The sequence below is a fragment of the Glutamicibacter sp. HZAU genome (genome assembly GCF_004100365.1).
Classification (GTDB): domain Bacteria; phylum Actinomycetota; class Actinomycetes; order Actinomycetales; family Micrococcaceae; genus Glutamicibacter; species Glutamicibacter nicotianae.
Genome location: NZ_SCKZ01000003.1, coordinates 82,012 through 106,661, shown reverse-complemented (window position 1 = coordinate 106,661; position 24,650 = coordinate 82,012). Strand labels below are relative to the sequence as shown.

Sequence of the window (24,650 nt, the reverse complement as noted above, 5' to 3'; positions counted from 1 at the left end):
TGAATAGAAGAACAACAGATCACTTGTCGAAACCAGCTGAGGGAGCCTTCCTGCATGTTCAAGCCTGACTTCTTGGTTCCCGTCCATGATTTTTCGCAGCGTTCCTTGGATTTCTCGAAGCGGATCGCGGTGATGGCCGTGATCAACCGCACCCCGGATTCTTTCTACGACGCAGGGTCGACCTTTGGCTTGGACGATGCAGTAGCCGCTGCCATGCGTGCGGTAGAGGCGGGCGCGGATTGGGTGGACATCGGCGGGGTGCCCTTCTCCCCTGGCCCCGAACTCCCGTGGCAGGAAGAGGCGGAGCGAATTGTCCCGGTGATCCGCCAAGTGCGCCAACGCAGTTCGGCGATCATCTCGGCCGACACTTTCCACCCCCAGGTGGCGCAAGCCGCCATTGATGCCGGAGCGGATGTCATCAATGACACCACAGGATTTTCCTACCCGGAATTGGCCCAGGTGGTGGCCAAGAACGATGTGCACGTGGTGATCACCCATTCGCTGGCCAAGCCCCGCACCGTCTATCCGCGCCCGCACTATGACGATGTGGTGGCCGAAATCCGCCAGTACCTGGTGGAGAAGGTCCAGGTCGCGTTGGACGCTGGTGTCTCGCCGGCGAAGATCATTGTCGATCCGGGCCATGACCTGAACAAGAACACCCGCCACACGCTGGATCTGACCGCCGGGTTCCAGGCCTTCGCTGATTTGGGCTATCCGGCATTGGCTGCAGTTTCGAATAAGGACTTCATTGGCGAGACGCTGAACTTGCCGAAGGGCGAGCGCATGGTCGGATCCATGGTGGCAGCAACAATCTGCGCCATGAATGGCGCCCGGATTCTGCGGATGCACAACATTCCTGAATCGGTGCAGACTGTACGCCTGCTCGAAGCAGCCCAGGGTTGGAGGGAACCTGCCTACCAGATTCACAACATGGGGGATGTCAATCCTCCTGCTCACCCAGAACGCGAAGCCAGCCAGTAAGGAGTTCTCCCGATGCGTGCCCTGCTCCCCCAACCAGCTGATCAGGTTGATGACCAGTTCCTGCTTGAACGCTACTCCAGTGGGCAACGCCCTTTCGTGCGTTTCAACTTTGTCAGCAGCATCGATGGGAGCGCCCAGGTTGATGGGCTTTCCGGCGGTTTGGGCTCACCGGGCGATAGAAGGATTTTCTCGCTCTTGCGCCGACTTGCCGACGTAATCCTGGTCGGTGCGGGAACGGTGCGTGCCGAGGGATACGAAGGCCAGCTCCTATCCGAAGAGGACATGGCATGGCGAATCGAGCGTGGGATGCCACCACAGCCTGTGCTGGCGCTCGTTTCCCACGGATTGCATCTGAAGCCAATTGCGCCGGTCTTTGCCAAATCCCCAGTTCCGGTGTTGCTTTTCACCAGCGTCGACGTATCTGACGAACAGCGTGAAGCTTTCGGGACCAATGCCACCCTCGTGCAGGTTTCTGACAAGGACGGCGGATGTGCGCCGCAGGAAATTGTCGACTACCTGCATTCCCGAGGTCTTGGCTTCATCCATGCCGAGGGTGGTCCCCATATATTTGGACAATTCGCCGCGGCTGGCGCCGTGGATTCAGCCTGCATCAGCCACTCCCCGGTGCTGGTGGCTGGCGATGGCATGAGAATTGCGGTTCACGAGCAGCAGGCTTTCCTCCAGTTCGAGCTGCATTCCCTTTTCGAAGAGGACAGCATGCTCTTCTGCGACTACCGGTTCAGGAGATCAGCTGAATCCCAGCCGGAATAACTGATAGGTCGAATGACCCCTCGCCGACGCATTCCCCGTCGGCATAGCTGCTCCGAGTTGTTTCCACGCGGGCATGGGCAAGGTGTGCGCTGACTTTCCATGGGTGTGGTGCGCCGGTGAGGATTCTTGGCAGATACGGAAGGACACGCAGAATCCGGGGTCCGCGTACGATCGCCAATTCTGCGGTGCCGTCGGTTATTTCGGCACGGGGGAAGAGCTTGATTCCTCCGCCCAGTGACTTGATATTGGCCAAGCTGGCGGCCAGGACACTCCCGCTGAATTCCAGTCCGTTGGCCTTGACCTCACTGTGCCATCCGCGCAACTGCGGGATGCACAGGATCAGTGCGGCGATGTACCGCAAGGCTCCGAGTTGCCGTGGCAGCGCGTTGGCTTTCGCATTGACGGTGGCTTCAAACCCCCAGGAGACCGCACCTAGCGCATATCGTGGTGATCCCCCGGCCTGGTCGAACCGCAGTTCCAACAGGTCGATGGGCGTCGTTGCTCCCGGTTGCCTGCAAAATGCAATCATCTTGGCCAAGGAATCGTCTGCCTTCTTGTCCCCTGTCATGCGCCAGAAGTCGTTGCCGCTGCCGGCGGGAACAACCCCAACGGGAATCGCAGTACCCGCAACGTGCTGGATGCAGTGGTGGATCAGCCCATCACCGCCAATGATGATGATGATCCGCGAGTCTCTGAGCTGATCACCGACTTGTTCCACACTCGTTACCGAAGTATCAACCAGCTCATGCTCCAGCCCCAGAGCCCCCAGCTCTTGGGCAAGTTGCTGGGCACGGCGCATCCCCCGTCCTCGTCCTGAGGAGGGGTGGAAGATGATTCGGATTTTTTCGGCGTGCGCAATCGAGCTCATGAGCATAGAGATTACCCAGCAACTTGACGCTTCTACAAAGAATTTGCTGGGTTGCGTTCGCTAAACTGGGAAGCACTGGCCATTTGGTCGTTTACACCGAGAGGATTCTTCCGTTCAATGAGCACACCAAGCCCCTATGAAATTCTTGGTGTCGCGCCCACTGCGAGCTTGGAAGAGATCAAGATCGCATACCGGAGAGCCGCTCGCGCCACACATCCAGATCTCGGTGGCAGCGAGGACAAGTTCAAAGAAGTGCAACGCGCTTTCCAGCAGCTGAACGAGCTGGCGACTCCGCTGGATTATGAACAGAGCTTCCCGGCTCCGGGCAACGCTCCGCGCGCCGGATTCAGCGCCCGTCCGTTCGACGAGCGCTTGCGCAAGAGCCCACAGCAACCCAAGGCCCAGTTGCCCACCGAGTATGTACCGCCATTGTCGGAATCCTCCTTGTCGCTGCCGGAGAGGAAGATTTGTGAGCAGCGGGTGCACGGTGAGCCTCGCAAGCGCGGCCTGTTCTCCAACCGATCGCGGCTGATTCGCGAAGCACAGACCATCAACTTGCTGACCAAGAATGTAATGAATATCTTGCCGGCGGCCCGTTTGGTCAATGGATTGCGTTCGCCGGCATCCGGCCACTACGACCATGTGCTGTTTGCCGGTTACCGCATGGCAGTGATCAACACGATGACGTTGCCCGATGGCTACTATTCCTTTGATGGCAATGTCTTGCGCCACGGCAATAAGCTGACACAGCCTCCGCAGTTCTCGATTTCCGGCATGCAACGCCAGTTCATGCAGATGAACGTTGTCGCGTTCACCCTGGTGCTTTCTGCCAACGGCAATCATCACGAACCGGTTATCGAGTACCTCCGCAATGCCGATCCAACCCTGGCATCGACGCCTAATGTGCTCAACGCAGCGGGATTGATCCGCGAGTTGAAACTCTTCCTGGGCTCCGGTCCATCGCCAAATGTTGTTGACCGTCTGGCCCTGGCGAAGTTACGTGAGGCGATGTACTAAGGTCAATGGCTTAAATCTTGACGGCGAGAGCTTAAACTAATTGAGTGTTTCGTATCGTTTTCAATGCCCCAGAAATCCCGGGTAATTCCGGCAACGCCATCCGACTAGCCGCCATCACCGGCGCAGAACTGCATTTGGTGAAGCCACTAGGCTTCAATTTCGAGGACGCCAATCTGCGTCGCGCTGGATTGGACTACCACGATCTGGCCAACGTCACGGTGCATGAAAATCTTGATGCGGCCTTTGATGCGTTGGGCGAAGGCCGGGTCTATGCCTTCACCTCCGAGGGGACCACTGTCTACTCGGACATCCGCTACGAGACCAGCGACATCCTGCTTTTCGGCCGTGAATCTGTTGGGTTGAGCGCAGAGGATAAGCAGCATCCTCGCGTCACCGATTTGGTCCGTTTGCCGATGCTTCCAGGACGCCGCTCGATGAATCTGGCCAACACGGCATCCGTAGTGGCCTTCGAAGCGTGGCGCCAGCACGGCTTCGCTGGCGCATAAAGTACCAGCTCGCCAGCGCCACGCATACAGCTTTACCTAATCTTTATAAAGTAGGCTCGAGTCTGTACCCGAAGTTTCACGGGTATTGAACTGTGCCGACTACATTCCGGGAGATTCCAAGACCATGAACGGTAGCCATTCCCAGCACCGCGACGAACCCCAGGACGAGAACCTGGGTCTAGACCTGGTGAGCCAAGTGGCCAGCAGTTCACGTGCAGCGAAGACAAAGCCCAAGCGCTGGATCTTCGCAGTTACAGGACTTGCCATCATCGTTGTCCTGGCATTGGTGATTTTCACCCTGCTCAATGGAGGCACGAAAGCATCCAAGGCGTCCAAAGCCGATGATGCAGTCACCCAGACCGTCGAGTTGAAGAGCGGCGGGCAAGCGGTGCTCAGCTCTTCCGAGTCCGAAAATGCTGTGGGTGTCGAGCTCTCCGAGCTGCCAGCCTTGGACGGTTCGGAACAATACGTTGCATGGGCCGTGCATGAGTCCGGCAGTGTCACGGTGATCGTTTCCAGCACCGGTGAAGACGCCTCGGCTGGACTGACCCCAGCCGATGATGTGATTGCGCTTCACATCACCATTGAGGGTGCCAAGATCCCGGACATGCCGTCTGAAGATGCTGAAGCTTCAGTGGACCTTCCGCTGGCCCAAAATCAGGAAACGCAGGACGCGAGTTAGCAACTCGCCACCGGCTAAGCAAAGAGCTCGGGACGAAGACCAATAAATGGTCTTCACCCCGAGCTCTTTTCATATGCACATCACGCGGGTCGCTAGAACCCGGCAATCGTGTCGCTGGCGTTCACCGCCACTGCATGGAAGGCTTCGGCAAGCTTGCCTTTTCCTAGTTGTCCCCGCACGGCGTTTTCTTCGCACTGCTGCAGAACATAGTTCTCCATGGCCGCAACGTCCGGATGCTGCGTGAAGTGCGAACGCAAGGCATCCATCTTCTTGCCGAAGAATTCGGTAATGTCCACGTAGGCATTCTCGCGTTCCTGCGGAGCCCCGCACAACCAGAGCCAAGGCACCTTGTACGGTTCCAGTCCTTCGGCATGCAGCAGTTCTGGATAGGAGAACGGATTCTCCACCGCCGGATATATCGCGCGGGTGACCGCTTCACCGCAAGCCAGATGGTCTGGGTGCGAGGCCTGGATCCGATCCCACTTGCGCTCTGGGTGCATGGCAATCACGATGGTAGGCCTCACCTGGCGCATCAGCCGAACCACCTTGCGCATGACATCGTGGCTGGCTTCCAAGAAGCCGTCTCGTTCACCGAGGAAATGGACGGTCTTCACGCCCACCTTGGCAGCGGCCTGCTTCTGCTCTTCGTGGCGGAGCCTGGCGGTTTCTTCGGGATCCCGATCATCAAAGCCGCCAGCGTCTCCGTCGGTCATGATGCAATACTGGACTTCTGCACCCGCAGCGGTCAGTGCCGCGATGGTGCCGGCCGCCCCAAAATCCAGATCATCCGGGTGGGCGCCGAAGGCCAGAACCCGCTGGGAGCCTGTGCCAATGAACTTCGCTGTATCGATCATGCCTTGCGACGTCGGATCTCTTCGGCTGCCTGCGGCAGGACCTTGGCCAGGTCGCCAACGATGCCCAGGTCGGCAATTTCAAAGACTGGAGCGTCGACATCCTTGTTGATGGCGATGATGAATTTGCTGGTCTGCATGCCTGCCTTCTGCTGGATTGCTCCGGAGATGCCTGCAGAGATGTACAGCTGCGGTGCGACGGTTACACCAGTTTGGCCGATCTGCGCATCATGCGAGATCCAGCCGGCATCAGTTGCTGCTCGAGAAGCGCCCACGGCGGCTCCCAGGGCATCCGCGAGGTCTTCAACCGGACCGAAGTCTCCATTGACACCACGTCCGCCAGCAACCACGACGCGCGCTTCGGTCAGTGCCGGGCGGTCGCTGGCTGCTTTGGCCTCGGCGGCCGCAATACGGACCTTGGCATCGCTGGAATCCTCCAGCGCCAGTTCTTCTACCGCCAACGGGACGCTGGCAGCAGCAGGAGCGTCCTCGATGCTGTTTGGCTTCAAAGTGGCGAAGAGGGTCCCGTTGGTTGGCTTGGCCTGAACGCTGTAGCTTCCGGCCAGCTCGTCCTTGGTCGCCACCAAGTCACCGGTGATGCCAATGACGTCAGTGATAATCGCACCGTTGTGGCGGACAGCCAGGCGGGCCCCGAGTTCACGGCTGAAGTTGTCGTTGGCAAGCAAAACCAATCCGGCGCCGGTAGCCTGTAGGGCTGCGTCAAGCACGGAAAGCTCGTGCTCTCCGAAAACCTGCGCTTCGCTGGAGGCGGTGTAGAGCTTCACCACGCCGTAGGAAGCTAGCACTTCCTGTGCTGCGGCGCTGACTTGGCTTGCAACGGACACAGCTGGGTTCTCGAAGCCGGATGCCAGGGTCAGCAGTTCGCGTTGGGCCTTGGACGGTGCTTCGGAAAATTCAGAGAAAAATACAAGGGCTGAAGGCATGTTCAATATTCCTTAGATCAGCTTCTGTTCGGCCAAGAAATCAACCAAGGCAATGCCTGCCTGGCCGCTGTCATTGATGACAGTTCCGGCTCCACGTGCAGGACGGGCTTCGGCTCCGATAACCTCGGTGTTCGAACCAATGGCCCCAACAGCCGCAGCATCCAAGCCGATAGCCGCCAAATCCAGCTCGGTAACGGTCTTCTTCTTGGCAGCCATGATGGCCTTGAAATTCGGGTAGCGGGGCTCGTTGGCCTGGTCGGTGACCGAAAGCACTGCAGGCAGGCTAGCTGTCAGGGTCAAGGTACGATCCAGATGATCGCGTTTGATCGCCAGTTCGCGCTGTGCTGCGTCGAACTCGACGGCGAGCGCGTGAGTCAGCTGTGCAAAGCCCAGTCGCTCTGCGAGCTGAGCTGGGACAACCGAAGTCTCTGCGTCGGTTGAGGACATGCCGGTAACAACCAGGTCAACGTTGCCGACATGTTCAACCAGAGCGGCGAGCGCTTTGGATGTGGCGACGGTATCGGAGCCTGCCAGGGCTTCATCATTGAGGTGCAGGCCGTAGCTGGCGCCCATTTGCAAGGCCTTCTTGACCGAGTTGCCCGATCCCTTGCCACCCATGGTCGCAGCGATGACTTCATGTCCCGCGGCGAATCCACCGTTGGCTTCCACGATGGAAACAGCAGCTTCCACAGCGTATTCGTCCAGCTCCGAGAGGACTGATTCCGCACGGTCAAGGCGCAACGTCCCTGAATCGATGTGACGGTCAAATTGAACATCTGGGACGTGTTTGACCAGAACCACTATTTTCAGTGGCGTGGTGCTTTCCTCGCTCATTCGCGCCTTCCTACAAGCTTCCATGCCCGCTCCGATGCAATACACGGGCGCAGGCTTATTCCTTCAGCCTCTATCGTATCGACACAATGCAGTTCACTCGGCGTTTATCGCTCTGAGAACATCAAGTGACGCAGGCTGGTTCGTCACCAGCCTGCGTCACTTGATTCACAGCGTCATCATGACGATTTGTTTAGTTATTTGACAGCGTCCCGACCGTTGCGGTTGCGGTATGCTCCTGGCCATTGCGAAGATAGCTGATTTTCGCTTCTCCCCCGGCAGGGATCTCGCGAATGGCGGCCGTCACCGTCTGCGAGTCCTGGACCGCGCGGCCATTGACGCCGGTGATCACGTCGCCGGATTTCAGGCCCGCCTTGTCAGCTGCCGAGTCAGGGCTGATTTCAACAATGCGGGCACCAACCGAGAAGGCCGATGCGTTCTGCTGGTTGGATCCCGAGGCGCCCTGTGGCGTCACCGTGGCACCGAGCAGACCGTGCGTTGCGACGCCGTTGTCGATCAGTTCCTGGGCAACACGCTTTGCATAGTCGATAGGGATAGCGAAGCCCACGCCAATCGAGCCGCCTTCTTCGCTGTTGCCAGCCGAGGCGATGGCGACGTTGACGCCGATGATTTCACCATTGGCGTCAACCAGTGCGCCGCCGGAGTTGCCGTGGTTAATCGCCGCGTCGGTCTGGATGACATTCACGTAGATCGAACCGCTTGATTGCTGCTGTTGCTGTTCTTGCCCGGGGAATTGGAAGTTGAACTGATTGCCGTCTCCGCCATCGCTCTGGTCGCTTTCCTCGGGCACGGCCGAAGACGCGATGGAGATAGTGCGGTTCAGTGTGGAAATGATGCCGTCGGTGACGGTGCCGCTCAGGCCCAGAGGGGCGCCAATGGCGACCGCGGTATCCCCGACGTTCAGTTCGGCCGATGAGCCCAAGGTGGCCGGAACCAGACCGTCGGCCTGGATGTTGATGACAGCCAGATCCGATAGCGGATCGGTTCCGACGACAGTGGCGCTATGCACGGTACCGTCGTTCATCTGAACCGAAATCTTTGGATTGGCGACTTCTCCACCCAGGGTGACCACGTGGGTGTTGGTCAGAATGTTTCCTTTGTCATCCAAGACGATGCCCGATCCGGATCCGCCGGAGCCGTTGCCGGATACTTCGATGGTCACCACACTGGGACTGGCCTTGGCGGCGGCTGCGGTGACTTCGGTGACCTTGTCCGGATTGTTGATCACCACTCCCTCGCGCGGCGAGCTGGTGACCGAGGAAGAGCCTGCGTTGTCATTCATGAGATAGGTAGTGCCAGCGGCGGTGACGCCGCCGACCAGTGCCGCCGCGACCATTCCCGCGATGAGGGTGCTGCCGGAGAAGGACTTCTTGTTCTTGGAAGGCTTCTCCGGTGGAACTGGGTAGTGCACTGGCTCGTTGGACGTCATGCCGTAGCCCGAACCGTAAGCAGATCCGTTCTGGACTGGCTGGGCATCGGAATGCTGGCCATGTTGGTGGGCCGAATTCGGCGTGCTGTCGGCAGCCGCCGTTGGGTATGCGCTAGTTGGCTGCTCGCTGGTGCGTGGGCCCGGGTTCACCCTCGGGTAGCTCACTGTTGGTTCACTCGAAGCCACTGGGTCCGTGTTGTTGTTCTTTGGCTCTGATGAATTGCCCGCATCGTTCCCACGTGGCTCATTCGGTGTCTGGCTCATGGCTTGCCTCTTTCGAACTGTCGAATTCTCTTGAGTTCAATTATTCAACTCAGGTCTGTGGCATCGAATTGTGGTGTCTGAGCACCTGCTGTGAGTTAACTATTCTGCCAGCTGAATGGCGTAGACGTGGTTCATTAGGGCAAATAGAATCAATCATAAGTGTGAACCCAATCTCTGGGGATTGCCAGATCGGCCCTCTCCTGATCTTTGGATTGGCTGTTGTATTTCAGGCGGGAAACAAGACATGCGTATGAAAGCTAGACGGCTCATTGCTGGAGCACTATTGGCAGCCGCAGCCTCTTTCGGCTTATCGGCACCGGCAATGGCTGAATCGCCGGTTACTATTCCACCCGGCGATTTCGTAGTCGATTCTTCAGGTGTGCTTGGTTCGGACGAGGCGCGCTTGGAGTCCGAAATCAAAGAGCTCCGCAGCGATACAGGGTTGAATCTCTTTGCGGTATTCGTCGATGAGTTCTCGAACCCAGCCCAAGCTGATCAATGGGCCACCGAGGTTGCCAACAAGAAAGGGCTGGGCAGTGCCGACTCCATCTTGGTAGTAGCGACCCAAACCCGGCAGGCATATTTTGCTGGCGCGAAGGGAGGCCCAATTGCCTCGGCCGCCACCGAAATCTACAGCAGCCAGATCAGTCCAGCACTCGGCGAAAATGACTGGGCTGGCGCCGTTGAAGGCGCTATCGATGGCATGCGCAGTGTCGAAGGCGGTGGCAGCCCCGATGGCTCTTCCTCCGGCGGCGGTTTCCTGACAGTCGTTCTGGTCATTGGCGCCGTCGCTGTGGTTGGGTACCTGCTCCTTTCACGGCGTAGCAAGAACAAGACCGCTCCACTCGGCCAGGGCCCGGGTCAACCCCCTGGAAATTATGGCTCTCCTGCGCCGCAGCAACAGTTGATCCCGCTGGACAAGCTCCGTTTGCAGGCAGATCAGTTGCTGGTAGCAGCAGACGACTCGATTCGTTCTTCCCAGCAGGAATTGGGCTTCGCCGAGGCTCAGTACGGGAAGCAAGCGGTCCAGGTCTATCTCGAAGATATCGAACAGGCCAAGACCCACCTGTCGGAATCCTTCCGTTTGCAGCAGCAGTTGGATGACGATATCCCGGATACCGAACAGGATCAGCGTTCTTGGCTGAATGAAATCATTGACCGTTGCCAGAAGGTTAATCATTCCCTGCAGGCTCATGCCAACGAGTTCAAGCAGTTGCGCCAGCTGGAGCAGAATGCGGAGGATCGCATAACTGAGGTTTCAGCGAATCAAGAACCGCTCAATCAGAGGCTTTCGGCTCGAGTTGCCGATTTGGAACGCCTCGCTGGCCGATACGATGCCAGCGCAGTTGCACAGATCAAGGACAATGCCGAACAAGCCGCAGAACGTTTGACCTTTGCGTCATCTGCCTTGAAGCAGGCATCGGAGAAACTGGCCAATGACCGTCCCAATGCCGCGATCTTGATCCCAAACGCGGAAGAAGCGCAGGACCAAGCCGATGTGCTGCTCAAAGCCATCAACAAAGCCGGCGAAGCGTTGGAGCAAGCCCAGCAAGATTTGAAGTCGTCAATGGCACTAGCCGAACGGGACCTGGCCCAAGCGAAAGCTTTCATGGCAAACGGTTCGAATCCCGGGTTGGCGAGTGCCGTGGCCGGTGTGGAAAGCGCCCTGAATAATACCAAGCAAGCTTTGAACAGCGACCGATACAACCCGCTGGCGTTGATCACCCAGCTCGACGAGGCCGTGCGCCCGCTCTCAGAGGCCCTGTCCAGTTCGCGTGACCGGGCGCAGCAGGAACAGTCTGCCCGTGCGCAGCTTGATTCGCTCTTGCATACGGCAGCATCACGCATCAGCGGCACGGACGATTACATCCGTGCCCGGCGCGGTGGCGTACGTTCCTCGGCACGCACCCGTCTTGCTGAAGCGCAACGCACCTTCGATGAAGCCCGTTCGCTTTCCGGCAGCGATCCGCTGCGTGCCGTGGGTTCGGCCCAGCGTGCAATTCAGTTGGCTGATCAGGCTGCGCAGATGGCCGAAAACGATGTCAGTGGATTTGACGGTTTTGGCGGCTCCCGCGGATACGGAAATTACGGCAACTACGGCCGCGGCCGTGGCGGCGGGATGTTTGATGGCATCGGCGGTGCCATGCTCGGCGGCATCCTGATAAATACTATCCTCGGTGGCGGAAGCCACGGCGGTCATTCGGATGGCGGCGACGGCGGAGGATTCTTCGGCGGGGGCGGCTTTGGCGGCTTTGGCGACGGAGGCGGGTTCGGAGGAGGTGACTTCGGAGGCGGCGGAGGCGGCAATTTCTAGTTTGCCGGAATAGATTCACTAGTTGTTTTGAAGTACCTAATGTTTTTCCTGACGGACAGAAAGGTCCAACCATGATCAAGCAGTCAATCTTCGGACGCATTTCCCAGCTGGCCAAGGCCAACATCAATGCGATGCTCGACGCAGCTGAAGACCCTCAGAAAATGATGGATCAGATGGTGCGCGACTACAACGACAATATCGCCGAAGCAGAGCAGGCGATTGCCCAGACCATCGGCAACCTGCGCATGCTGGAAGACGACTACCGCGAGGACGAGCAGGCAGCTTCCGAGTGGGGTGCCAAAGCTCTGGCAGCGTCCAACAAGGCGGAGGAGTTCCGCTCCGCAGGCAAGGCAGATGATGCCGCGAAGTTCGACAACTTGGCTAAGGTGGCCATCCAGCGCCAGATGCAGGCCGAGTCCGAGATGAAGACCGCAGAGCCAACGATTACATCGCAGCGCCAAATCGTGGACAAGCTCAAGAGCGGTTTGAACATGATGAAGGAAAAGCGCACCGAGTTGGCCAGCAAGCGCGACGAGCTGGTCGCCCGCGCCAAGTCGGCTCACGCTCAGAACCAGGTCAACGAAGCCATCAAATCCGTGAACATCATGGATCCATCCAGCGAGATCGGCCGCTTCGAGGAAAAGGTTCGACGCGAAGAAGCCCGAGTCCGCGGTGCTGCAGAATTGCAGGCGTCAAGCCTGGACGCCCAGTTCGAGTCCTTGGAAGATCTGGGTGAGCAGACCGAAGTTGAAGCTCGTCTGGCGGCCCTGAAGGCCAAGCAGACTGGTGCTTTGGAAAGCTAGGAACTCGAATAACGGGATATTGTCAATTGGCTGGCAGTGCGCAAGCATGCCAGCCAATTGCTTTTGATGATTAAACAAGAACCGGAGACCCTTTCGAATCTCCGTTTCCACTTTCGTGGCGGGGAGAGGATTTGAACCTCTGACCTCCGGGTTATGAGCCCGGCGAGCTACCGAACTGCTCCACCCCGCGTCGGTAAATACAACTTTACCAATCGGTGAATGACTTGGCCAATCCTGAGGAAGTGCGCTTGGTCACGCAATGATCCAGCGCTCTGGAGGCATCGAACAAAGCACCAGTCCCCCGCAGCATGAGCGGGTAACGAAGGATCTTTTCAGATGCACATGGTAGGCCGGCAAGAGAATTAGCTGTCGGGAACCAGATGGCCGCTCGTACTGACTCGCAGCAGGGGCAGAGATCCGAGTTTCTGATTTCGTGGGTCTGATCAACGACTGGCAGTGATCCGGCAGTGGCGCCAAGCCGCCAAGCCGGCAAGACAAAGAAAACGGAGACCCTTTCGGATCTCCGTTTCCACTTTCGTGGCGGGGAGAGGATTTGAACCTCTGACCTCCGGGTTATGAGCCCGGCGAGCTACCGAACTGCTCCACCCCGCGTCGGTAAATACAACATTACCAACTGTTGAACTCAATAGCGAATCGAAGAGCGTGTCCTTAATCCCACTCCGCTCGAATGTCCCACCTGACCCGAATTACTCTTCGGTGCTGACCATATTTCTTGCACTGTCTGCACCCGGTCCGGAAAGTCGCGAGCGGCCGTGCTCGGACCTGGGTCATCAAATGCAACTGCCGATGCCCTTGCCCGTAGCCGTGTAACGGGCATTCATTGACCTCGGGGTGGCGTCAGGGAGACGTTGTTTTCTGCCACCAGACGATCTGCCTGCGTACGGATTAGCAACAATTGACTCCCGGGCGTCCCCCGGGTTCGGTGGCTGGAGAGTTTCAGCTTAACGCAAAATGGAGATCCTTTCGGATCTCCATCTTGCCATTCGTGGCGGGGAGAGGATTTGAACCTCTGACCTCCGGGTTATGAGCCCGGCGAGCTACCGAACTGCTCCACCCCGCGATGACTAGACAATTCTTACATCATCGCGGAGTGAAAGCAAATCGGCAGTTACTGCTACTCCTAGCCTTCCGCGCCATCGGTTGGGGCTGGCGACTGGGAGGCGTCGTTGTTCTGGCTCTCGTCCAGTTTCACGTCTCCCTCAACCTCGGTGCCGTTGATGGCAGCATCTGCCTCCATCGCACGGTTCAAGGCGTCCTCCAGCTGCTCCTGCGATTCACCGTAAGCGCCGAAGTCACCCTTGGCCAATGCTTCCTGGCCATTCTTGATGGCTTCGTTCGCATCAGTCAGAGCATCAGTCAGCTTCTCGGTATCGGTCTGGGTCGGTTCCGCCTCGCCCTCAGGGTCTTCGCTCGGCGACACGCCTTCGGTCTCGCCGGTTACCGCACCGGAATCACCACCGAAGACTTCATCCAGTGCTTCAGCCAGCGTATCGGCGAAGCCGACCTTGTCACCGAAGGAAACCAGAACCTTGCGCAAGGTCGGGTAGCTGGTCTGGCCCGAAGACTGGACGTATACAGGCTGGACGTAGAGGATACCGCCGCCAACTGGCAAGGACAGCAGATTGCCGTTCTTGACTTCCGACGCGCCCTGGCGCAGCAGGTTCAGTTCGGTGGTCACTCGGGTGTTGGTATCGAAGTTCTGCTGAGCCTGGCCCGGGCCAGGAACTGCAGTGTCTCGTGGCAGCTCAAGCAGCCGCAGCTTGCCGTAGTCGTCGGCCTTCTCCCCCGGCGTGGAGCCGGCATCGGCATTCGCCGACAGGAAGCCGAAGAGCACGTTGCGCTGCTGGCCGTTGGCTGCCGCAGCCGGGATAAAAGTCGAGGTCAACGAGAACGACGCTTCATCCTGGGTAGGCATCTTCAAGGACATGAAGTATGGCGGCTGCTTCACGCCGGCAGCAGACGAAGTTGGATCGTCAGGCACGGCCCATGCATCGTTGGACTCGTAGAATGCATCCGGGTTGTCCACGTGGTAGGTGGTCAGCACTTCACGCTGCACCTTGAACATGTCCTCCGGGTAGCGCACGTGCTCCATCAGCTCTGCGGACATATCATCCAGCGGGTTCAAGGCTGTAGGGAAGATCTTCTGCCAAGACTGCAGGATTGGATCTTCGGTGTCCCAGGCGTAGAGCTTGACCGATCCGTCATAGGCATCGACGGTGGCCTTCACCGAGTTGCGCAGGTAGTTCACGCGACCGGTCAGCGACAGGTCCTGCGCGTTGGTCAGCGAGTCGGTCACTGCCGAATCCAGCTGCTGCTGCTGGGAATATGGGAAGTCATTCGAGGTCGTGTAGCCATCGATGATCCACTGCACCCGGCCATCGACGATGGCAGGGTACGCTTGGGAATCCAACGTGAGGTACGGTGCAACCTTGCTGACGCGATCGCGTGGGTCGCGATCGTACAGGATCTGCGATTCGCTATTGACGTTCTGCGAGAGCAACAGATCGGTGGAGGCGAACTTCAGCGCGTAGACCAAGCGGTTGAACAAGTTGCCAACGTTCGGACCGCCATCGCCCTTGAAGGTATAGCGGGTGTCCTGGTTCTCGCCACCGGTACCCGGGCGGTCAAGTTCCTGGTCGGTCCATCCCTCATCCGGTCCGCCCACAATCGAATAGGACGGAGAATTCTCACCGAAGTAAATCCGCGGTTCGTATTCCTTGTCGGTGATCAAATCACCAGAGGTCGGAATGCCACCGAGCATGAAGTCCGGACGGCCACCTGCAGCCACACGGTTGCCGTATGCGGCCACCAGGCCGTAGCCGTGGGTGTAGTTGATGTGCTGGTTGACCCAGGTGTCGGTTGGATCGACGTTCACTTCACGGGCGGCAATAACGGTATCTTCCACCTTGCCGTCGATCTCGTAGCGGTCAACGTTCAAGGTCTCTGCGAAGGTGTAGTAGCCACGGAACTGCTGCAGCTGTGCGAAAGCAGCCGAAACCAGATTCGGATCCAGCAGACGGATATTCGCGGTGGTGGCAGTTTCCTTAGCCAGCGCATTCTTCTCGGTCGAGATCTTTGCGTCGTAGTCGGTCACTTCCACGTCATCCAGGCCGAATGCCAAACGGGTCATTTCGATATTGCGCTCAATGTACTCGCTCTCCAGCGCCTTCTGCGAAGGGACCACCTTGTACTGCTGGACCAGGAACGGGTAGACGCCACTGGCAACAATCATCGTTGCCACCAGCATGGCGGTGCCAATCAATGGCAAGCGCCAACGCCCGTTGATCGCCGCAATTACGAAGGTGATGGCGATCAGGATCGCCACGATGGCCAGAATCATCTGCGCCGGGATGACGGCATGGACATCCTTGTACAGCGCACCGGCGACTCGGCCTGACTGGTCGGTGAGGGTCTCGTATTGGCCAATCCAGAAGTTCACGGCCTGGAAGAGCAAGAAAACACCGACAACAACTGCGGTGTGCACGCGAGCAGCCTTGCCAACAGTAATGCCACCGCGTTCTTCGACACGGATTCCGCCGTAGAGGTAGTGGGTCAGCAGACCGGCCACGCCGCTGAGCAGCACGACCGAGATCAAGAAGCCGTTAACCAGCGCAATGAATGGAAGGGAGAAGACGAAGAAGCCCAGATCCATGTTGAACTGTGGGTCAGTGCTTCCGAAACCGACCTGGTTGAAGAACAGCAAGATCGTCTGCCACTGTCCTGCCACGGCAACGGCGGCGAAGATGCCAATCACCAGTGGAATACCCACCATCAGGAAACGGCGCACTGGTTCCAGCTGGGCCTGGTAGCGCGACATGGAATCGGGCCGGTTCGAATTGGGCGCATAGACCGGGCGGTGCTTGTAAGCACTGCGCATCGAGAACCACATTGGAACTGCCATCAATACCAAAGCGATCAGGAAGATCACTAGTTTGGCGATCCGCTCAGTCCAGTAGACCTCGGAGAAACCCAGCTGGTTGAACCAGAGGATATCAGCGTAGAAATTCGACAAGAAAACGAAGACCGCGACGAGGATGACCACCGCGAAGATGGTCAGGGTCAGCGGCGACGCTTTCTTGCCCGAAGGGTTGGAAGGTCGTTGTGGTTCTTGGGGTCGCGGAGGACCCCCGAACGGACTATCCGATCCGAATGACACTATCTATTCCTTACTTTGGGTTCTTCCCGTTGTTTCCAACGGGAGAACTCGTGTACCTAATTCATGAACGGGCGTTGTGCACGAGATTGGTTTCCTTGCATCACATTCTTCCCTTGATGCACGGCTAAATCTATTCGCATGTCGTGAAAGTCGCGGGGTCTTGCCCCTTGGCGATTTTCTCTAATGCATGGCGGGCCTCCGACAGGGTCGCTACCTTGATGACGTCGAGTCCTGCGGGAACGCGGCCAACGACTTCAGCACAGTTATCGGCTGGTGCCAAGAACACCGTCGCTCCATTGTTCTTGGCGGCCACCATCTTCTGAGCGATGCCACCGATCGGACCGACCGCACCATCGGCAGAAATTTCGCCGGTGCCGGCAATGTGGTGGTCCCCCGCCAGCGAGCCTTCAGTCAAGCGGTCAATGATCGCCAAGGCAAACATCATCCCCGCGCTCGGACCGCCTACGTTTTCCAACCCGAAACTCACGTCGATGGGAAACTCGTATTCACTACCCAGGAAGACACCCAACTGGCGTTCGCCATTCTCGGCTTCCTTGGTATGCACGGTGACGTCCACATTGCTGTAGACACCATGCTTATCCGGTCGGCCGACGGTTAGGGTTGCTGGTTTTGCCCCGTGGTCGTTCAGGCTCTCCTTCAGCTGCTCCAGCGAAGTGATCTTCTCCCCTTCGAACTCCAGCAAGCGGTCCTTCGGCTCGAGCACCTCTTCATTCGTGTCGGTGGAGAAGTCCGCAACTGTCAGCCATTCGGTGAAGTCTTTGCCGAGCTCGGTCAACGCCGCCGCTACAGCCAAATCCTGCGAAGAAGTCATCAGGAAATCGTTTTGCTCATTCTTTTCTTCCGAGGAGACTCCGCGGGAAATAATCGTTTCTTCGGGGACGACATCCTTGGCCGGATTGATCAGTGCTTCGAGCACGACAGGAGTGGTAATCCGGTTCTGCCCCCCGCCCTGGACATAAATGGTCAACAGATCCAAGACACTGTCCGAAGGGTATGATTCGGCTCCCTTGATGGATACCACATCGTGTCCGTTGTCCTCGCCCAACGTGTTGAACACGGGGCCCGGCGATCGGATCATGAAATGCGTGGGGAGAAACATCATTACGCCGATCAGGAGCAGTGTAACGATGCCGGAGCTGGTGCGTTTCATGGTTTTGGAACCTTGAGGAGCACGGCCGGAATTACCTGGCTCCTGAATCGAGTCTTGTGGTTCCCGTACGTGCACTGATCTTGCTCCCGCCAACTGTCAAAAAATACGCGGATCCGTCCTCGCAGACATCCCCACTCTTAGCCTACTGAAGGCATGGGTCTAAAAGCATCAGCACCAAGGCGTATTCGATGTGCCGAAAGCGAACTGTAACCCAGATTCATGGGAACTATCAGGCGCTCGCGGTAGTTTTAAAGGCATGGCACAGAATCCCCCGAACAACCGCCCAAACGGCGATGACGACGAAAACAATCCGCAGGACCCATTTTCTGCAATGTTTGGTCAGCTCTTCGGTGGCGGATTCGACCCGAATGACCTCCCGCCGCAGCTTCGTGCTGCCCTTGGCACTCAAGGCGATCCGGCTGCGATGCAGAAAATGATGCAACAGGCCCAGGCCATGATGTCCGCGATGATGAGCAATAACGCTTCGTCAGGTCCGGTGAACTGGAAGCTTGCATCCGACACAGCGTTGCAGGCATATGCCAGCGATGATCCTGCTGTTTCCGACGCGCGGAACAGCGCCATCAGCGATGCTTCAAACCTGTCGGGATTGTGGCTGGATAACGCCACGGTGTTCGAGTCGAACGGCCACGCGACAGAGGTGTGGACTCGCAAACGATGGTACGACAAGACTTTGGCCACGTGGAAGCAGGTCACCGAACCTGTTGCCGAGTCCGTGGCCAAGGCCATCACCACCGCGATGAAGGACCAGATTCCCGAAGAGATGAAGGGCATGCTCGGCAACGCAGATGGCATGTTCCGCAATCTCGGGGCCAGCATGTTCGGCATGCAGCTGGGCACTGCTTTGGGCGGCTTGGCAACCGATGTTCTTGGCGGCACCGATATCGGCTTGCCGCTGGCAGGAACCACTCCGGGGATTATCGCGACCAATGTCAGCAAGTTTGGCGACGGCCTTGAAATCCCCCAGCAGGAAGTCCTGCTGTATGTGATTCTGCGCGAGAACGCACATACGCGATTGTTTAACCGGGTGCCATGGCTGAGCTCCAAGTTGATTGGCGCCGTCGAATCCTACGCTCGCGGCATCCACATCGACATGTCGCGAATCGAGGATGCCGTACGCGGCATTGATCCGTCCAACCCGGAAGCCCTGCAGTCGATGCTGGGTGAAGGGCTCTTCACCCCGCAGCGCACCCCAGCCCAGGAGAAAGCTCTTGAGAACCTCGAGCTGACGTTGGCATTGATCGAGGGGTGGGTTGACCACGTAGTTTCCTTGGCTGCCCAGAACTTGCCATTTGCCGGCCACCTGCGCGAGACGATGCGCCGCCGCCGTGCATCCGGTGGCCCGGCGGAGACCGCTTTCGCATCTCTGGTTGGCCTTGAACTGCGCCCACGCAAGCTTCGTGAAGCGGCTGCCCTCTGGGAGCATCTGTACGATGAGCGTGGTATCGACGGCCGTGACGCCGTATGGGACCACCCTGACCTGATGCCTACCGCAGAAGATCTCACCGATCCCCAGGGATTCACTCATCGCCGTGAAGTTGCCGCAACCGAGTTCGATGACTTCGACGCGGCGTTGGGCAAGCTCTTGGACGGCGGTTTCGACAATGTCGACTCCGATTCCGAGGACGATGATGATCCTGGCAAGCCAGAGGATCCAAAGAGCTGACTAGGCTGAGACCGCGAAGGAGGGATGTGTGCACGCGCACATCCCTCCTTATTTGTGTCGAACTACTGTTCCTCGTCGTGGCCGAAGCCGGATAGCTCATCTTCGGCACGGCCCAGTTCCTTGGCGTGGGCGTTGTATCCGGCGTGGAAGGCCTCCAGGAAGATATCGGCCTGCGCTCTGCGTTCGAACCGGTTCAGCAACGCCTGGAATTCTGGTCCGTGGCCGGCCCTAGGAGCCACGAGATGCGCCAATTCATGGACGAGCACATAGTCCTGCACCCAGCTGGGCATATGCTGCAATGTGACCGATAAGCGGATGCTGCGCTGCCGATATGAAGCCGAGCCCCAACGCTTGTTCTGGTTCGCTACCCAGCGCACCGATTGCGGCGCGGCCTCGCCTGCAAAGTACTGCTGGTCAAGGGACGAGGCACGACGTGCCAGCGCGTCATCAGTATGCCCAGCTGTGCGCGCTTGGCGTCCCTTGCGATACTTCGTGATCATTTCTTCGACGAAGGCACGTTCCGTTTTTTCGTCCAGCGCTGCAGGAACCTGGATAATCAGCCGGTTATCGCGCCATTGGGATGAAATAGTTTTCTTGCGCTTGGCTGAACGGAGAATCCGCACGGGGATTTCGTCCGGCGCTACGAAGTCGACAGCATTTGGAAAAGCTGGCATGGCACAGCGCCCCATTCCTCGATCATGGCAGTGAAGCGGATTGTCCTATCCACCCACTGAGTCATCTCATTAAGCTAAGCCCGGGCCCTGAAGCACTTCGCCTCCGGTACACCGGTTGTGGAGAACCTAGGCGCGGCGCTCGCCAACGACCGCTAATACCGCCTCGCCATATCGTTCAAGCTTGCTGCGTCCCACTCCTGGAATCTTCGACAGCCCCTGGATTGAATCCGGCTGGTGCTCCGCGATGGACATGAGTGTTGCATCGGTGAAGATGACGAAAGCCGGGACCGCATTGGAGTGGGCAACTTCCGAACGCCATTCACGCAAGTCCTCGAACAGGGCCTCGTCATAAGCAGCCGGGCATGAGGCGCAACGCTTGAGCTTCCGCTCCTTGGCACTGGTCAAGAACGAGCCGCAGGTCATGCAGACCGCTGGCGTGATTTTCTGCTCGCGCTTGCGGTAGCTGGTCTGCTGCCTGCTGCTGGCTTGGCGTACCGATTTAATCCCATCCAGGAATCGCGATGGGTAACGGTGCGCACGTCCACCCGGTGTCCTGGCAAGCGACCAGGACAGGTACAGGTGCTTCCGTGCACGGGTAATGCCCACGTACAGCAAGCGCCGTTCTTCGTCGAAGCCCGCTTGATCCTTGGCATAGGAAATCGGGACCAAGCCTTCGTTCAACCCGACAAGGAATACGGCATCCCATTCCAAACCCTTTGCCGCGTGGAAGGACGCCAAGGTGACGCCATCAAGCGTCGGCGCGTGCTGGATCGCCGCACGGTCTTCGAGCTCCTTGACCACGTCGTGCAGCGTGGCATCGATGTCCTGCTCTTTCTTGAATGCAACGACTTCATCGGCCAGGCGAACCAGTGCCGACATCGACTCCCAACGCTGGCGCACTGCACCGGTGCCGCCGCTGGGAGCGTTGACCGAGTAGCCATGCGAGGAAAGGATATCGCGTACCATCTGAGCAACCGGAGTATCTGCGGCCACACTCAATCCGGCCCGCAGCGCGAGCATGCCTTCCTTCACCTCGCGGCGGGAGAAGAATCGTTCTGCGCCACGCATCACATAGGGAATGGAATGTCCCGTCAGGGCCTGTTCGAAAGCCTGGGACTGTCCGTTGGTCCGGTACAGGATGGCAATTTCGGAAATGTCTTGGCCATTTTTGAGCAGCTGCTTGATCCGCTGCGCGACTTCATCAGCTTCGTTTTCGTCGTCAGTTGCTTCAAAGAATTCGGGCGCTGGACCGTGGTCGCGTTGCGCGATGAGTTCCAGCGGGTCTGGCCAGATGACGTGGCGGTCTGGGACCTGGGATTCAATGCGCCGGTTAGCCAGCACCTTATTGGCCAAGTTGACCACTTCAGGAGTGGAACGGTAATCGCGGACCAGCTTCACGACTTTCGCTTCCGGGAAGCGTGCGCTGAAGTTCAGCAAGTAGTCAGGGCGTGCACCGGTGAACGAGTAAATGGTCTGGGAGGCATCGCCCACCACGCACAGCTCGTTGCGCTGTCCGAGCCAGAGATCCAGCAGCCGTTGCTGCAGCGGCGAAACGTCCTGGTATTCGTCCACGACAAAATGGCGGTACTGCTGGCGTACGCTGGCTGCGACTTTTTCATTGTCTTCCAGAATCGCAATGGTCAGGAGCAGCACATCCTCGAAGTCGATCACTCCGCGGTCATCTTTAAGCTCTTCGTAGGTCTGGAAGATTCGAGCCATGCTGACTGATTCAAGACCGTTGGGCAGTTCGCGGGAGGATGCGATCTTGGCATAGCTCTCAGGGGTGTGCATGGACACCTTGGCCCACTCGATTTCGGCAGCAAGATCTCGGACCATGGCGCGGTCGCTGGAAATGCGCAGGCGACGCGCTGCTTCTGCGATCAACGGGGCCTTGTGCTCAACCAGGTTCGGCAGGGTTCCGCCTATGGCCTGCGGCCAGAAGTACTGCAGCTGGCGCAAGGCTGCCGCGTGGAACGTTCGCGTCTGCACGCCGTGGGCGCCGAGCTGGCGCAAGCGGGTGCGCATTTCCGCGGCGGCACGAGTGGTGAAGGTCAGGGCCAGAACGCTGGTCGGGTTGTAGATGCCGGTATGCACGCCGTAGGCAATCCGGTGGGTAATGGCTCTGGTCTTTCCGGTTCCTGCACCTGCCAGAATACACAGTGGACCGCTGAGGGTTTCAGCTGCTTGCCGCTGTTCAGCATCCAGTCCCGCTAGCAAATCGGTTGCTGGCGGATTGTCGTATTCGGTCACTTGCTCAGGGCCTCCGGAAGGGGTTCGCCGTACCAGGTACGGATCAATGCGTGGGCTATCGAGACTCCACGCGGTATATCTATTGTTCCTGATTCCAGGGCTTCACGCAGTTCAGCTCGTGTGAACCAGCGAAGGTCCATGATTTCTGCGCCGTCGGGAACCAGCTCTTCGCTCAAGGCCTCAGCCGCGAAACCAAGCATCAGCGAACGCGGCATTGGCCAGGGCTGGGAACCACGGTAGGCGACATCGCCAACGCGCACGCCGGATTCCTCATAAATCTCGCGACGCACCGCAGACTCCAGGGACTCGCCAGCCTCGACGAATCCTGCCAGCACCGAATACATCCGGTGCTTGAAGGTGGCATTGGATCCCAGCAGCAGTCGATCTTGGCTGTCTATCACCGAGGCAATGATGGCCGGGTCGGTACGTGGAAAAAGCTCGTGGTCATTCTCTATGCAGCGCTGGCCCCAGCCGAAGGTGGCTGCCATGACTGGCGATCCGCAACGCGGACAAAACTTCTCCGAACGAATCCAGTTGGCGATCGCTTGCGCTTCCACGAAAAGTTCTGCATGCAGTTCGCTGAGCACGGTGAAACCTTCACGCAAGGTCATCCAGCGGTCAATACCGCTCGTGGCATAATCTTCGGCATCAACGATAGCCAGCACGTATTCGGTGCCTGCCGCACGACCCAAATACACCTGACGCTCGGAGCCTTTCGCAAGATACTGCGTTCCGTCGAGGAAGAAGAGTTCAGCTCCAGAAGTTGCCGCGCCACCGCCACTGATCAGCAGCACCTTGGTACTGGGCTGATTCAACAGGTCCGGCAAAAGCATCGGATCCTGCTTTTCGGTCAGCGGTCGCTCGATCAGCGACTGCCCGAAGTGAAGTCCGGTAAGCGGGGTTCGATAAGTTTCTGCCAGAGCCATACCTCTAACCTAATGCACATCGCACCCCAGAATCCTGATGCATTCTCATTGTGGATTGCAGTTGATGAATGAGATTCATCGCAACTCTGAACGTTGCCGGTGAATCCCGCCATATTCCGTGCGTCATTCAACGATAGAAAAGAGAATCTCGCATACGGTGGAACTTGTGAAACGCACTGCCATGGAACTCGCCGCAATTGCCACCGCTGCCGTCCCCGGATTGACCCCGGTTGGCTTCGCGGCGCTGTCCGACGATGCGGAAGACTTTGACTCAGCATTGGTCGTCGACGCACTCAAGCATCGATGGCGCGTCCGTTCACCTCGCCACGACGAAGCAAGCATGCGCTTGGAAGCCGAACTCTCGGCTTTGCGCGCTTTTTCAGCCAAGGTCCGCGCTTCACTGCCTTTTTCCTTGCCAGCAGTAGCGGGTACCGTGCGGCAGGGTCCACTGCGCACCTTTGTCTACAAGGACATGCCAGGCCATGTTCCGAGCCTCGACGAACTGGTTGATGTGGGCAGCAACCTGGCCAAGTCCTTGGGCAATTGCATGGCTGCCATCCACCAGATTCCCGATGAAGCAGTCGAAGTTGCAGGGTTGCCGACCTACACGGCCGACGAGATTCGCCAGCGCAAGCTCAACGAGCTGGATACCGCCGCGGCGACCGGCAAGGTGCCAAGCCGTTTGCTGCGCCGCTGGGAACACGCCATGGAGGACGTGGCACTGTGGCGTTTCAACGCTGCCGTAGTTCACGGTGACTTCGATGAAGAGCAGTTGCAGATTTCGCATTCCAGCATCACTGCGGTCAAGGGGTGGACCGATTTGCATGTCGGCGACCCAGCAGATGACTTCGCTTGGCTTTCTGCCATCGAAGACCAGAGCTTCAGCGAGCGCGTGTTCTCCGCCTACGTCGAAGCTCGCGGCAAGGCCGCCGATCCGCACATCATGCGCCGCGCCGCGCTGGCGGCGGAATTCGCTTTGGCGCAGTGGCTGGTGAAGTCCTTGGATTCCAAGGACTACGAACGCATCGCCGAGGCCGAGGAGATGCTTCGAGAACTGGACCAGAACATTGCCGAGTACGGCGGCCAGCCGTTGTCGGTCGTGGAGGCACCGCGTCCGTTGGCTGCCCAGCCGGAAACTTCGTCCCAGAAGGTTCCGGAAAAGCCGGTGGCCATCAGCGTCCCAAGCATCAATACCGACAAGGTCACTGCCCTGGCTGCCGAACCGCCGAAGTCCGCAACGCCCCAGGGTGCATCGCCACAGGACCAGCAGGATTCCGGAGAATCTGCGGATCAGCCAACTGCGGATGCTGATGAGGCTGGTTCAGATAGCAGCACCCCATCGAAGCAGGAGCCCGCGCAAAAGCCCGCCGATCAGGAGAAAGAGGCAGCGGAAGCACAGTCGTCTGCAGATGGCACAGCCGACGCGCAGAAGCCCGCTCAAGACGAGAACGAGCCTGCCAAGGATGCCGGGAAGTAGGCACTTCCC

Annotated in this window: 19 protein-coding genes and 3 tRNA genes; 9 read left to right on the top strand and 13 right to left on the bottom strand. The window is 58.5% G+C overall.

Annotated elements, in window-relative coordinates; genetic code table 11:
* Positions 1–54: 54 nt before the first annotated feature.
* Positions 55–981, top strand: a complete 927-nt coding sequence (gene folP / locus EKH49_RS05250) for a dihydropteroate synthase (RefSeq protein ID WP_128470003.1) — start codon at positions 55–57, stop codon at positions 979–981.
* A gap of 12 nt (positions 982–993) precedes the next feature.
* Entirely contained in the window at positions 994–1,752 is a 759-nt protein-coding gene (locus tag EKH49_RS05245; protein ID WP_128470002.1) for a dihydrofolate reductase family protein, read from the top strand.
* Here EKH49_RS05245 and EKH49_RS05240 read toward each other — a convergent pair.
* Entirely contained in the window at positions 1,721–2,620 is a 900-nt protein-coding gene (locus EKH49_RS05240) for a diacylglycerol/lipid kinase family protein (RefSeq protein WP_161567456.1), read from the bottom strand. The two genes, EKH49_RS05245 and EKH49_RS05240, sit on opposite strands and share 32 nt — an antisense overlap.
* Positions 2,621–2,788: 168 nt before the next feature.
* On the opposite strand from EKH49_RS05240, the gene EKH49_RS05235 reads away from it, so the two are divergent.
* The 3 genes from EKH49_RS05235 (at position 2,789) to EKH49_RS05225 (ending at position 4,825) form a co-directional block, all read left to right on the top strand.
* Positions 2,789–3,637 (top strand): DnaJ domain-containing protein, encoded by an 849-nt coding sequence (locus tag EKH49_RS05235; protein ID WP_161567455.1) that lies wholly within the window; start codon positions 2,789–2,791, stop codon positions 3,635–3,637.
* 44 nt (positions 3,638–3,681) lie between these two features.
* Positions 3,682–4,143: a tRNA (cytidine(34)-2'-O)-methyltransferase gene (locus EKH49_RS05230; RefSeq protein WP_066144180.1), complete on the top strand. Its 462-nt coding sequence runs from the start codon at positions 3,682–3,684 to the stop codon at positions 4,141–4,143.
* A 124-nt stretch (positions 4,144–4,267) separates the two neighbouring features.
* Positions 4,268–4,825 (top strand): anti-sigma factor, encoded by a 558-nt coding sequence (locus tag EKH49_RS05225; protein ID WP_128469999.1) that lies wholly within the window; start codon positions 4,268–4,270, stop codon positions 4,823–4,825.
* 92 nt (positions 4,826–4,917) lie between these two features.
* On the opposite strand, the gene EKH49_RS05220 is transcribed toward EKH49_RS05225, so the two are convergent.
* The 4 genes from EKH49_RS05220 to EKH49_RS05205 form a co-directional block, all read right to left on the bottom strand.
* On the bottom strand, positions 4,918–5,679 hold the full coding sequence (locus EKH49_RS05220) for a PIG-L deacetylase family protein (protein WP_128469998.1): 762 nt from the start codon (positions 5,677–5,679) through the stop codon (positions 4,918–4,920).
* Positions 5,676–6,620, bottom strand: coding sequence for an electron transfer flavoprotein subunit alpha/FixB family protein (locus tag EKH49_RS05215; RefSeq protein WP_128469997.1), 945 nt, complete (start codon positions 6,618–6,620; stop codon positions 5,676–5,678). The genes EKH49_RS05220 and EKH49_RS05215 overlap by 4 nt, the downstream gene beginning before the upstream one ends.
* Before the next feature lie 12 nt (positions 6,621–6,632).
* A complete protein-coding gene (locus tag EKH49_RS05210) occupies positions 6,633–7,454 on the bottom strand; it encodes an electron transfer flavoprotein subunit beta/FixA family protein (RefSeq protein ID WP_128469996.1) in 822 nt (273 codons plus the stop codon).
* A gap of 190 nt (positions 7,455–7,644) precedes the next feature.
* Entirely contained in the window at positions 7,645–9,066 is a 1,422-nt protein-coding gene (locus EKH49_RS05205; protein WP_236641045.1) for a S1C family serine protease, read from the bottom strand.
* A gap of 280 nt (positions 9,067–9,346) precedes the next feature.
* On the opposite strand from EKH49_RS05205, the gene EKH49_RS16680 reads away from it, so the two are divergent.
* Both EKH49_RS16680 and EKH49_RS05195 read left to right on the top strand, forming a co-directional pair.
* Positions 9,347–11,479, top strand: coding sequence for a TPM domain-containing protein (locus EKH49_RS16680; RefSeq protein ID WP_236641044.1), 2,133 nt, complete (start codon positions 9,347–9,349; stop codon positions 11,477–11,479).
* Between the two features lie 71 nt (positions 11,480–11,550).
* Positions 11,551–12,282, top strand: coding sequence for a PspA/IM30 family protein (locus EKH49_RS05195; RefSeq protein ID WP_128469993.1), 732 nt, complete (start codon positions 11,551–11,553; stop codon positions 12,280–12,282).
* Between the two features lie 116 nt (positions 12,283–12,398).
* Here the strand turns inward: EKH49_RS05195 and EKH49_RS05190 are convergent.
* The 5 genes from EKH49_RS05190 to EKH49_RS05170 all read right to left on the bottom strand — a co-directional run bounded on the left by EKH49_RS05190 (position 12,399) and on the right by EKH49_RS05170 (position 17,630).
* Positions 12,399–12,472, bottom strand: a tRNA-Met gene (locus EKH49_RS05190).
* Positions 12,473–12,820: 348 nt separating this feature from the next.
* Positions 12,821–12,894: transfer RNA gene (locus EKH49_RS05185), tRNA-Met, on the bottom strand.
* Positions 12,895–13,289: 395 nt separating this feature from the next.
* A tRNA-Met gene (locus EKH49_RS05180) sits at positions 13,290–13,363 on the bottom strand.
* 60 nt (positions 13,364–13,423) lie between these two features.
* The gene (locus EKH49_RS05175; RefSeq protein WP_128469992.1) at positions 13,424–16,459 is read right to left on the bottom strand and encodes a UPF0182 family membrane protein; all 3,036 of its coding nucleotides are present in this window, start codon (positions 16,457–16,459) and stop codon (positions 13,424–13,426) included.
* Positions 16,460–16,589: 130 nt separating this feature from the next.
* Positions 16,590–17,630: a YlbL family protein gene (locus EKH49_RS05170; RefSeq protein WP_128469991.1), complete on the bottom strand. Its 1,041-nt coding sequence runs from the start codon at positions 17,628–17,630 to the stop codon at positions 16,590–16,592.
* A 256-nt stretch (positions 17,631–17,886) separates the two neighbouring features.
* Between EKH49_RS05170 and EKH49_RS05165 the strand changes: the two genes are divergently transcribed.
* On the top strand, positions 17,887–19,314 hold the full coding sequence (locus tag EKH49_RS05165; protein WP_128469990.1) for a zinc-dependent metalloprotease: 1,428 nt from the start codon (positions 17,887–17,889) through the stop codon (positions 19,312–19,314).
* A 62-nt stretch (positions 19,315–19,376) separates the two neighbouring features.
* Here EKH49_RS05165 and EKH49_RS05160 read toward each other — a convergent pair whose 3' ends face one another.
* The 3 genes from EKH49_RS05160 to nudC all read right to left on the bottom strand — a co-directional run bounded on the left by EKH49_RS05160 (position 19,377) and on the right by nudC (position 23,164).
* Entirely contained in the window at positions 19,377–19,988 is a 612-nt protein-coding gene (locus EKH49_RS05160) for a M48 family metallopeptidase (RefSeq protein ID WP_161567454.1), read from the bottom strand.
* A gap of 126 nt (positions 19,989–20,114) precedes the next feature.
* Positions 20,115–22,238 (bottom strand): ATP-dependent DNA helicase UvrD2, encoded by a 2,124-nt coding sequence (locus EKH49_RS05155; protein WP_128469988.1) that lies wholly within the window; start codon positions 22,236–22,238, stop codon positions 20,115–20,117.
* A complete protein-coding gene (gene nudC, locus EKH49_RS05150) occupies positions 22,235–23,164 on the bottom strand; it encodes an NAD(+) diphosphatase (RefSeq protein ID WP_128469987.1) in 930 nt (309 codons plus the stop codon). Before nudC ends, EKH49_RS05155 begins: the two co-directional genes overlap by 4 nt.
* A 166-nt stretch (positions 23,165–23,330) precedes the next feature.
* On the opposite strand from nudC, the gene EKH49_RS05145 reads away from it, so the two are divergent.
* Entirely contained in the window at positions 23,331–24,641 is a 1,311-nt protein-coding gene (locus tag EKH49_RS05145; protein ID WP_128469986.1) for a phosphotransferase, read from the top strand.
* Positions 24,642–24,650: the final 9 nt, after the last annotated feature.

What these genes read in the sequence shown, in the direction of transcription:
- folP (WP_128470003.1), top strand. Translation starts at nt 55, where the DNA reads ATGTTCAAGCCTGACTTCTTGGTTCCCGTCCATGATTTTTCGCAGCGT.
- EKH49_RS05245 (WP_128470002.1), top strand. Translation starts at nt 994, where the DNA reads ATGCGTGCCCTGCTCCCCCAACCAGCTGATCAGGTTGATGACCAGTTC.
- EKH49_RS05240 (WP_161567456.1), bottom strand. Translation starts at nt 2,620, where the DNA reads ATGAGCTCGATTGCGCACGCCGAAAAAATCCGAATCATCTTCCACCCC.
- EKH49_RS05225 (WP_128469999.1), top strand. Translation starts at nt 4,268, where the DNA reads ATGAACGGTAGCCATTCCCAGCACCGCGACGAACCCCAGGACGAGAAC.
- EKH49_RS05220 (WP_128469998.1), bottom strand. Translation starts at nt 5,679, where the DNA reads ATGATCGATACAGCGAAGTTCATTGGCACAGGCTCCCAGCGGGTTCTG.
- EKH49_RS05215 (WP_128469997.1), bottom strand. Translation starts at nt 6,620, where the DNA reads ATGCCTTCAGCCCTTGTATTTTTCTCTGAATTTTCCGAAGCACCGTCC.
- EKH49_RS05210 (WP_128469996.1), bottom strand. Translation starts at nt 7,454, where the DNA reads ATGAGCGAGGAAAGCACCACGCCACTGAAAATAGTGGTTCTGGTCAAA.
- EKH49_RS05195 (WP_128469993.1), top strand. Translation starts at nt 11,551, where the DNA reads ATGATCAAGCAGTCAATCTTCGGACGCATTTCCCAGCTGGCCAAGGCC.
- EKH49_RS05170 (WP_128469991.1), bottom strand. Translation starts at nt 17,630, where the DNA reads ATGAAACGCACCAGCTCCGGCATCGTTACACTGCTCCTGATCGGCGTA.
- EKH49_RS05165 (WP_128469990.1), top strand. Translation starts at nt 17,887, where the DNA reads ATGGCACAGAATCCCCCGAACAACCGCCCAAACGGCGATGACGACGAA.
- EKH49_RS05160 (WP_161567454.1), bottom strand. Translation starts at nt 19,988, where the DNA reads ATGCCAGCTTTTCCAAATGCTGTCGACTTCGTAGCGCCGGACGAAATC.
- nudC (WP_128469987.1), bottom strand. Translation starts at nt 23,164, where the DNA reads ATGGCTCTGGCAGAAACTTATCGAACCCCGCTTACCGGACTTCACTTC.